Origin of the sequence: Bradyrhizobium viridifuturi, from assembly GCF_001238275.1 — a bacterium.
GTDB lineage: Bacteria > Pseudomonadota > Alphaproteobacteria > Rhizobiales > Xanthobacteraceae > Bradyrhizobium > Bradyrhizobium viridifuturi.
On the sequence record NZ_LGTB01000092.1, the window covers coordinates 1 to 8948 of the forward strand.

An 8948-nucleotide genomic window follows, 5' to 3' on the forward strand; every position below is an offset into this window, starting at 1 on the left:
CCCCAACCCTCCCCCGCAAGCGGGAGAGGGAGCGCACCGATTTCGCGGCTAGCTCAGTTGTGACTACTGCTTGTGAAACACCAGCGTGCGCAGCTCGATACTCTCGCGCGGCGCGGCGTCGGCCGGCGTGGTCGGGTCGACAAACGCCGTATGCGGGCCAAACCGCGTCCGGCCGTCGGTCGCCGAGTCATAGCACTTCAGCAGGATCGCCTCGTCCGGCGTCATCTCGGGAATGTAGAACCAGCGATGGTTCGGATTGTACTTCACCGAATAGGTCTCGCCGCTGCGGTTCGGGTAGATCAAATCCGAAGCAATGAGATCCTCCGGCGCGATCGTGGTGCCGTCGGCCATCGCGAGCGGTGAATCGCGCAAGGGGCCGCGGATCGGACGCCACAAATTGATCACCTGCACACGGCCTTTGACGAGCTGCTCGGCTTCGGCGGGCAGATGCTCGAACACGCGGTTGCGGCCGGAGATGGCGGTCTGGTCGACATGGACACGGGTCGCCGGCTGGCGCGGTCCGCCGCCGCGGATGTCAGCCGCGCCCTCGACCCGCTTGCGCACGGTGTGGTCGAAGATAAAGACGCGATCCGCCTTCAGCGTTGCCTTCAGGAAGGCCTCGACAGCCGGGTAGTAGACGTTGCGGACTTCGTTGTCGTCGTAATAGTCCTTGACGAAGGTCGGATGCTTGACCAGCGCAAAGCCCTCGCGGTCGAGCGAGAAACCGTCTGCGATCAGGCGTCCGTCGAAGATCGGAACGTTGTGGGGTTCGGGCAGCGCAGTGGATTTGGGTTCGCCCGGCGGCGGATCGAAAGCGTAGGTCCGGGGCTTGCCCGGCGTCGGCGCGAGGTAATTCAGTTCAGCGGTCACAAACGGCAGCGACTCGATGCGAGTTTCTTGAAGGCCCATGGTGATCTCCCGGACTCGATTGTTCGTGCTTTTGATGTTGGCGGCGCGGGAGGGCGCGGCAAGGGGATGACGAAAATAGCAACGTTGCTGTTCCGGAATGTACGACGTGAGGAAAATCCTTGCCGTGCGGCTGCCATGGGACGAATGGATATTTTGGTGATCACGGATTCGTTAGCGTGATGAATATTGGCGCGTCCTCTCTGCGCCCGTCGTCCTGGCGCAAGCCAGGACCCATGACCACCGAATTTGATGATGAACGGGATAGCGGCCCCAGCGTCGTCCAGAAAACAGACGATTGGGGTAATGGGTCCTGGCTTTCGCCAGGACGACGCTGATGGTGCATTTGCAGCGCCTATCACCTATGCCGTCGCGCTCTACAGCCCCGCACCCTTCTCCACTGCAGCGGCAAACGACCGGTCGACAATATCGGCAGCGTTGATCTTCTGCCGGATCAGACCGCAGCGGTCGTAGAGGTCGATGGTTTTCTGCTCGTCGGCCACCACGCTGTCATCGATCGCCGCGATGCGGATCCTGGCTCGCCTCAGCCAGTTCAGCGGCACCGCCGGCGGGATGTTCATCAGCCTGCCCCAGGTCGCAGCATAGCCCTCGACATTGCTCTGCGACCATGCGCGCGCGGCGGCAAGCCGGCGCACGAAGTCCTCGAGCTCGGCGCGCTTGGCCTTGATCGCATCCGGCGTTGCGACCTGGAAGCCGAGGCCCGGCGTGATGCCGTCGGCGGTGATGACGCGGCGCGACTTGAACAGCACCTCTTCCTGGCTGACGTAAGGCTCCCAGGTCGACCAGGCGTCGACTGAGCCCTGCGTGTAGGCGATCTTGGCGTCCGACGGCGCGAGGAACACGATCTGCACGTCGCTGGCCTTCCAGCCCCTGGATTCCAGCGCCGCCAGGATCAGCTGATGGCCGATCGAGCCGCGGCCGGTCGCGATCTTCTTGCCGCGCAGATCGTCAAAACTCTTGATAGCGGAATTCTCCGGCACCACGATGGCAAGCCCCTCACCGGACTGCCGGACCGCGGCGATCGCCTTGACCGGAACGTTGGCGGCGGCCGCGAAGGTGAACGGCGCGTCGCCGACCAGGCCGGTGTCGATCGCGCCCGCCCCGAGCGCTTCCAGCAGCGGCGCCGCAGCGGCGAACTCCTTCCATTCGATCTTGTAGGGGACATCCTTCAAGACGCCGGCCGCTTCCATCACGGCCTGCGAATTGCCCTTCTGGTCGCCGACGCGCAACGTGGTCTGCGCGGCAGCGACATCAATAGCGGCGAGCGCAAGCGCCGCCGCGACGATGAGACGGATCATTCGGCCGCGATCCCTCGCTGCTGATCGCGCGCGGCGATCAGCTTGCGGGTCAGCGGGATCAGCTCGCGGCCGTAATCGATGGCGTCGACCAGGGGATCGAAGCCGCGGATCAGGAAATGGCTGACACCGAGATCGTAATAATCGGCAAACACCTCTGCGACCTGCTCGGGCGTACCGACCAGCGCCGTCGTGTTGCTGTTGGCGCCGGTGAGCTTTGCAATTTCGGTCCACAGCCGCTTGTCGATCCGGGTGCCTTGATCGGCCAACGCGAGGAGCCGCTTGGCGCCGTCGGTCGCGTGGTTGGGACGGCGATAACCGGTCTGGTCCTGCAGCGCGGTGGCGCGTTCGAGGATATGCTCCGCCTTCGCCCACGCCTTCTCCTCGGTGTCGGCCAGGATCGGCCGCACCGACAGGCTGAAGCGCGGTGTCGGCCGGCCATGCTTCGCCGCGGCCGCGCGCACCCGCGCGGTGACGTCGCGCACCTGGGCGTAAGATTCACCCCACAGCGCGAACGTATCGGCGTGCTTGCCGGCGACCTCGACCGCAGCGTCCGAGCCGCCGCCAACGAAGGTGTAGATGCCGCCCTTCTGCAACGGCTTCACCTGCGAGAAGCCGTTCTCGACGTTGTAATACTTGCCGCTGTAGTTGAACGGCTTCTCGCTGGTCCATTCCAGCCGCACCACGTCGAGGAATTCGCTGGTGCGCGCGTAACGCTCGTCCTTGTCGTCGAGCGTGTTGCCGTCCTGGCGCAGCTCGATAGCGTTGCCGCCGGTGATGACGTGCAGCGAGACCCGGCCGCCATAGAACTGATCCAGCGTCGCGAGCTGGCGCGCCAAGAGCGTCGGCGCGGTGAAGCCCGGGCGCTGCGCGATCATCACCTTCAGCTGTTTGGTGATCGTCAGCACATGCTGCGCGACCTGCAACGCATCGGGAGTCGTCGAATGGAACGCCAGCAGCGCGCGGTCGAAGCCGGCCAGTTCATGCGCCTTGGCGACCGTCTCGATATAGGGCGGATCGAGCACCGGGCCTGACCGGACGATGGTCTCGGAGGCATTGTTGTTGGTGATGAAGCCGATGAACTCGACCGGCATGGCTGATAACTCCGTTGTTGTTGGCTGTTGTTTTCAGACACCCAGCGCGAAGCGTCCGGCGGAGACACGGGTGGAATCGTCTTGCGGGGTATGGACGCGACCGCACAGCACGTCGCGGTAATGCCGCTCCAGGGGATTGGTTCGCGACAGGCCGTGATTGCTGGTCAGCGAAAAGGCACCCTCCACCACTGCCGCGGCGTTATTGGTCACCGTCAGCTTGATGATGTTAGACTCGATCGTGGAAAGCGGAAAGCCATTATCGAAATCGCAAGCAAAGCTGTCGATCAGCCGCGCATTCACCGCAAGCCGCGTCTCGATGCCGCCGACCACCTCCTGCATCCGCGGCAATGTCGCAAGCGGCGCGCCGAGGTTGGCGGGCACCCGCTCCTTAAGGAATTTGACCAGCCAGTCGCGGGCGGCACGAGCAATGCCGTCATAGATCGCGGCCACGAAGATCGCATGCACGCTCGCCTGGGTGACGTCGGGAACCTTCCAGTCGTCGGGCTTGCGCACGTCGATCTCGTAGTCCAGCGGAAACACCACGTCGTCGAAGATCGCGGTGTGGCTGCCGCTGGCGCGCAGGCCGAGATGATCCCAGGTTTGCTCGATCCGCGTTCCCGGCAATCCGGCCGGAACCAGAAACTGTCCCACGCGGGCGTCCTGCTCGTCGGTCTTCGCCCAGACCGCATACCATTTCAGGATCGGGGCCCCGGTCGAATAGATCTTGCGGCCGGTCAGCCGCCAGCCGGTTTCGGTGCGGCGCGCAATAGTCGCTGGCAGGCCGCCGCGCGCGGGTGAGCCGAGCTCGGGCTCGACCCGCAGCGCGTTGATCAGCGCGACGCCCTCGACCGTCTCCTTGGCAAGCTTGCGCGAGAGCCGGGTAGGCCAGCGCGTGCTGCGCGCCATCACCAGATGCTGGATGTAATGCATCGACAGCACCAGCGCGGTCGACGGATCGGCCTTGCCGATGATGCCGAGCACGCGCGTGGCGTCGCGCGCGCCCGCCCCGCCTCCGCCGAGCGCCGCGGGCACGGTCAGCGCCAGCAGGCCTTCGCGCGATAGATCGGCGAAATTCTCGAACGGAAAGCTCGCGTCACGGTCATGTGCCGCGGCGCGGCCGGCAAACACATCGGCGAGCCGCAGCGCACGCGCAATGTGTTCCGGCTCGTTCGCCTGCGACAGCTCCCTCGCCGCCGTCGTCACCAAGTCGCCTCCAGTCCGAGCAGGCCGAGGATCTGCTTGCGCAGCTCCGCGAGATAGGGATCGCCGCGATGCCGCGGGTATGGCCGGGCGACCGCGATGTCGGCCTTGATCCGCGCCGGCCGATCGGAGAGCACGATGACGCGGTTGGCAAGCACCAGCGCCTCCTCGACGTCATGCGTGACCAGCAGCGTGGTAAAACCCTTGCGCTGCCACAGCGCCACAAGCTCGGACTGCATGGCGATCCGCGTCAGCGAGTCGAGCTTGCCGAGCGGCTCGTCGAGCACCAGGATCTTCGGATCGTTGACCAGCGCCCGCGCCAACGCCACCCGCTGCGCCATACCGCCGGAGAGTTGATGCGGATAGGCGTTGCGGAACGAAGACAGGCCGACCAGTTCGATGACCTCATCGACGCGGTGCCGCTGCGCCTTCAGGATACCCTGCGCCTCCAGCCCGAGCGCGACATTGTCCCAGACCGTACGCCACGGAAACAGCGTCGGATCCTGGAACACGACGACGCGCGACGGATGCGGGCCGGTGATGCGGGCTTCGTCTTCCCGTAGCGAGCCGGCGCGCGGCTTCTCAAGCCCGGCCACCAGCCGCAGCAAGGTCGACTTGCCGCAGCCGGACGGGCCGAGCAGCGCGACGAACTCGCCGGGCGCGATCGAAAGGCTCACATTGTCGAGCACCGGCAGAACAGCGCCGTCGATGTCGAAGGCGTGGCTGACGCCTTCGATGTCGAGCTCGGCACCCACGGCGGGATAGGTGATCGCCTCAGCAGCTGTTAGCACTACCATTTGACGACACCCTTCTGCCAGACCAGCAGGCGGTCACGGGTGCGGAACAGCAGCGTGATCGCACCGGAGCAGAGCAGCGACATCACGATCAACGCCGCATACATGTTGGAATAGGCCGCCCAGCCCTGCGCCCATTGCAGGTACCAGCCGAGCCCGGCCTTGACGCCGATCATCTCGGCGACGACGAGCACGGCGAAGGATGAACCAAGTCCCATGAACAGGCCGACGAACACATGCGGCAGCGCGGCGGGGATCGCGACCTTCAGCACCAGGAACGACGGCTTGGCGCCGAGCGTGCGCGCGACGTCGTAATAGGCGCTGCTGACGCTGGCGACGCCCGACCAGGTCAACACCGTTACCGGGAAGCCGGTGGCCAGCGCGATCAGGAAGGTCGAGGCGCTCCAGCTCGACGGGAAGGTGAAGAAGGCGATCGGCAGCCAGGCGGTGGCCGGCAGCGGGCCGATGAAGCGCAGCACCGGATGCACCCAATAGCCGATCCTCTGCGACCAGCCGATCGAGACGCCGGTGACGAAGCCGACGGTCGCGCCGATGATGTAGCCGCCGAGTTGCAGCTTGATCGAGGCGAGCACGCTGTCGAGCAGCTTTGGCAGATCGTCGGTATAGACTTCGAGGATCGCCTGCGGCGGCGGGAAGAACGGCAGCGGCAGCCAGGCGAACTTCGCAGTGGCGACCTCCCACAGCGTGACGACGGCGCCGAACGCCACCAGCCACGGCGCGCGCTTGCGCAGCGCCTGCCCGGCGCTGCCGAGATAGTCCGCGCTGAGCGTGCCGAACAGGATGAAGGCGGCGATGACGATGGCGCCGATGCCGAGCGATCCGGTCCGCGACCAGTCGCCGACATCGGGCCAATACAGGCACGACAGGCCGAAGGCCAGCCAGGCGAGGCTCGCCGCAAGCCCGACGCCGTAGCTGCCGGAGAGATCCGCGAACGTGACTGTGGCGCGCGGCGCAGCGGCCGCCGTGTCAGACACTGAATACGTCGACATAGATCCGCTCCGCGAATTTGGCAGTGTCCGTGCTCTGCTTGAACACCTGCACCGATTTCAGATCGTCGGCGTAGCCTTGAGCTCGCGCTTCAGCACCTCGCCGGTCGGATGATGGTGATGGGTGTGGTAGCGCGCCATCCCCTCGAGATCGGCGAGGCTTGCCGCCTTCGGCGCATAGGGCTGGAACGATTTCGCCGCCTTGTCCGGGTTCTGCGAAGTGAACATCGCGGCGTCGAGCAGCGCCTGGGTGATGGCGCGCGCGACGTGAGGCTCCTCGCGTACCAGGCTGCCGCGCAGGCCGACGATGCAGCAGCTCTTGTCGCGGTATTCGCCGTCGAGGTTGGAGGCGACCTCCTTGTACTGCGTATCCTTGAGCCAGAGATAGGCCAGCGGGTCAGACGACAGGAAGGCCTGCGCCTCGCCCTTCTCGACCGCAACGTTGAGCAGGTTGCCCGGATAGGCGCGCCAGTCGACATCCCTCACCGGGTCGATGCCGAGCTTGGAGAGCTGGATCGAGAAGAAGTTCTTGTCAGGACCTGCGAGGTCGCCGACCGCGACGATCTTGCCCTTGAGATCGGCGAGTTTGCCAATGCCGGAATTCGCGCGGGTCAGCACCCGCATGCAGCCGCCATGGGTGCCGGCGGCGATCTTGACGTCAAACCCCTGTTCGAGCGGCTTCAGCCAGCGCAGCGCCATGCCGAGCCCGGCGTCGCTCTTGCCGGTGGCGATAGCCTCCAGCAGCTGATCGGTCGAGCCGGAATAGTTGACCAGCTCGACGTCGAGATTCTGCTTCTGGAAGAAGCCGTGGTCGATCGCGACCGGCAGCGGCGCAAGGCAGACGGCGCCGGCGTTCCAGGACAGCTTCAGCTTGCGCGGTGTGCCTGACAGCGGCGGCGCATCGGATACGGCCTTGCAGATCGGAAACTCCGAGAAGTCGATCGCCGGCGTGATCGGGCGCGGCGCGAAGGCCTGTGCGCTATAGGCGCCGATCGGCGCGGCAAACGCCGCGGCGGCGCCCGCACGCAGCAATGTGCGGCGATCCATCACCGTCTTCTTGTTGGTCGACATCTTCACTCCTGCATTTCGGCAAGGCTCCGCCCCGCGCGCAAAACGTCTCCGTCTGCACGCCCCGTCGTTCGAAGCTCATGGTTCAGAAAAAGCGGATTTCTCCGGCGCTATTGCACTCAAGCAACGTGCAAATGATGCGGCGCGACAAGTTCAGCGTCAATGAAATGGAATTTCGAATGTGGTCGGCGCGGCAGCTGATCTCTCCACGATCACATCACGCGACGATGAAAGGATTTTCGCTGTCGGCACGGCGCAGAGACGCGACGCAAGCACTGCGACCGCATCAAATTCGATCGGTTTGGGATCGCATGCGTGATGTGTTCTACGCGCGGCATGCGCGACGAAATCATCCTTGCCGTGCAGCACACGAATACAGATTTCCGTTTCGTTGACGGCGAACCGCTTGCTCATAGACTTGGTCGAACGCTGCCGCGATTTTCGGCGAGCAGCGAATGAATCGAAAGAAACGGACATGCACAAACTCGCCCGCTCGGGCTCTCGCTATTCCCTCACCCGCCGCACCGCGGCCGCGCTGATCACGGCGGCGATCATGCTGTCGACATCCGCCGCAGCCTTCGCGGCCGACGCCGTCGTGCTGCGGGTCGGCGATCAGAAGGGCGGCAACCGCTCGCTGCTGGAGATTTCCGGCTTCGCCAAGGACCTGCCCTACAAGATCGAATGGTCGGAATTCCCGGCCGCCGCGCCAATCCTCGAAGCGCTCAATGCCGGCGCGCTCGACGTCGGCTATACCGGCGATCTTGCGTTCCTCTCGGTCTACGCCGCCGGTGCGCCGATCAAGGCGATCGGCGGCACGCGCGCCGATCCGAAGACCCAGGCGATCCTGGTGCGCGCGGATTCGTCGATCAAGTCGGCGGCCGATCTGAAGGGCAAGCGTCTCGCCGGCACCCGCGGCGGTTGGGGCCAGTTCCTGATCGACGCGACGCTGGAGAAGACCGGCAACAGGATCGAGGACGCGACCTTCGCCCCGCTCGGCCCGGTCGACGCCAAGATCGCGCTGCTCGCCGGTTCGATCGACGGCTGGGCGGTGTGGGAGCCCTATGTCTCCTATGCGACGTTGAAGGACGGCGCGCGGGTCGTTGCCGATGGCGAGGGCCTGACGCCGACCGTGACCTTCATCGTCGCCTCCGACAACGCGATCGCGACCAAGCGCGCCGCGGTGCAGGACCTGGTGCAGCGGCTGAACAAGGCGCGGCTGTGGTCGCTCGACCATCTCGCCGAATACGCTGGGAGCACCGCCGAGCTGACCAAGCTGCCGGAGGACGTGCTGCTCGCCGCCTACACAGCGCAGAAGACCTCCCCGATCGCGATCGACGAGGCCGTGGTGAAGGAGGTGCAAGCCGCCTCCGATCGCGCCACGCGTTACGGCATCCTCGGCAAGACGCTGGATGTCGGCAAGGCCGTCGACCGCAGCTTTACCGCGGGCGCGAGCTCGAACTAGGCCGCGCGCACACCTCCCGTTGGAAAGGACGCGTATGACGTTGGTGTTCGCAGGCTCCCTTCGCCTCTCCCGCTTGCGGGGGAGGCCGCCGCCCGCTCAGC

The 8948-nt window shown here is 65.4% G+C and carries 8 protein-coding genes and 1 pseudogene; 1 reads left to right on the forward strand and 8 read right to left on the reverse strand.

The window, feature by feature from the left end:
• Positions 1 to 63: 63 nt before the first annotated feature.
• The 8 genes and pseudogenes from ALC15_RS40405 to ALC15_RS40440 all read right to left on the reverse strand — a co-directional run bounded on the left by ALC15_RS40405 (position 64) and on the right by ALC15_RS40440 (position 7862).
• Positions 64 to 909 carry a CmcJ/NvfI family oxidoreductase gene (locus ALC15_RS40405; RefSeq protein ID WP_050632077.1) on the reverse strand — a complete coding sequence of 282 codons (846 nt, stop codon included), beginning with the start codon at positions 907 to 909 and terminating at the stop codon, positions 64 to 66.
• A 374-nt stretch (positions 910 to 1283) separates the two neighbouring features.
• Complete coding sequence (locus tag ALC15_RS40410; RefSeq protein ID WP_050632078.1) at positions 1284 to 2225, reverse strand: ABC transporter substrate-binding protein; 942 nt, start codon at positions 2223 to 2225, stop codon at positions 1284 to 1286.
• A complete protein-coding gene (locus ALC15_RS40415; protein WP_050632079.1) occupies positions 2222 to 3316 on the reverse strand; it encodes an LLM class flavin-dependent oxidoreductase in 1095 nt (364 codons plus the stop codon). The genes ALC15_RS40410 and ALC15_RS40415 overlap by 4 nt, the downstream gene beginning before the upstream one ends.
• 33 nt (positions 3317 to 3349) lie before the next feature.
• The gene (locus ALC15_RS40420) at positions 3350 to 4522 is read right to left on the reverse strand and encodes an acyl-CoA dehydrogenase family protein (protein ID WP_050632080.1); all 1173 of its coding nucleotides are present in this window, start codon (positions 4520 to 4522) and stop codon (positions 3350 to 3352) included.
• Positions 4516 to 5313 (reverse strand): ABC transporter ATP-binding protein, encoded by a 798-nt coding sequence (locus tag ALC15_RS40425; protein WP_050632081.1) that lies wholly within the window; start codon positions 5311 to 5313, stop codon positions 4516 to 4518. Before ALC15_RS40425 ends, ALC15_RS40420 begins: the two co-directional genes overlap by 7 nt.
• Complete coding sequence (locus ALC15_RS40430) at positions 5307 to 6320, reverse strand: ABC transporter permease (protein ID WP_050632082.1); 1014 nt, start codon at positions 6318 to 6320, stop codon at positions 5307 to 5309. The genes ALC15_RS40425 and ALC15_RS40430 overlap by 7 nt, the downstream gene beginning before the upstream one ends.
• Positions 6298 to 7388: pseudogene (locus ALC15_RS40435) on the reverse strand (ABC transporter substrate-binding protein). The gene ALC15_RS40430 and the pseudogene ALC15_RS40435 overlap by 23 nt, the downstream one beginning before the upstream one ends.
• A gap of 156 nt (positions 7389 to 7544) precedes the next feature.
• Positions 7545 to 7862, reverse strand: coding sequence for a hypothetical protein (locus tag ALC15_RS40440; protein WP_128089746.1), 318 nt, complete (start codon positions 7860 to 7862; stop codon positions 7545 to 7547).
• Here ALC15_RS40440 and ALC15_RS40445 point away from each other — a divergent pair.
• Complete coding sequence (locus ALC15_RS40445) at positions 7861 to 8847, forward strand: ABC transporter substrate-binding protein (protein WP_050632084.1); 987 nt, start codon at positions 7861 to 7863, stop codon at positions 8845 to 8847. The two genes, ALC15_RS40440 and ALC15_RS40445, sit on opposite strands and share 2 nt — an antisense overlap.
• Positions 8848 to 8948: the final 101 nt, after the last annotated feature.

What these genes read in the sequence shown, in the direction of transcription:
- ALC15_RS40405 (WP_050632077.1), bottom strand. Translation starts at nt 909, where the DNA reads ATGGGCCTTCAAGAAACTCGCATCGAGTCGCTGCCGTTTGTGACCGCT.
- ALC15_RS40410 (WP_050632078.1), bottom strand. Translation starts at nt 2,225, where the DNA reads ATGATCCGTCTCATCGTCGCGGCGGCGCTTGCGCTCGCCGCTATTGAT.
- ALC15_RS40415 (WP_050632079.1), bottom strand. Translation starts at nt 3,316, where the DNA reads ATGCCGGTCGAGTTCATCGGCTTCATCACCAACAACAATGCCTCCGAG.
- ALC15_RS40425 (WP_050632081.1), bottom strand. Translation starts at nt 5,313, where the DNA reads ATGGTAGTGCTAACAGCTGCTGAGGCGATCACCTATCCCGCCGTGGGT.
- ALC15_RS40430 (WP_050632082.1), bottom strand. Translation starts at nt 6,320, where the DNA reads ATGTCGACGTATTCAGTGTCTGACACGGCGGCCGCTGCGCCGCGCGCC.
- ALC15_RS40445 (WP_050632084.1), top strand. Translation starts at nt 7,861, where the DNA reads ATGCACAAACTCGCCCGCTCGGGCTCTCGCTATTCCCTCACCCGCCGC.
- ALC15_RS40440 (WP_128089746.1), bottom strand. Translation starts at nt 7,862, where the DNA reads ATGTCCGTTTCTTTCGATTCATTCGCTGCTCGCCGAAAATCGCGGCAG.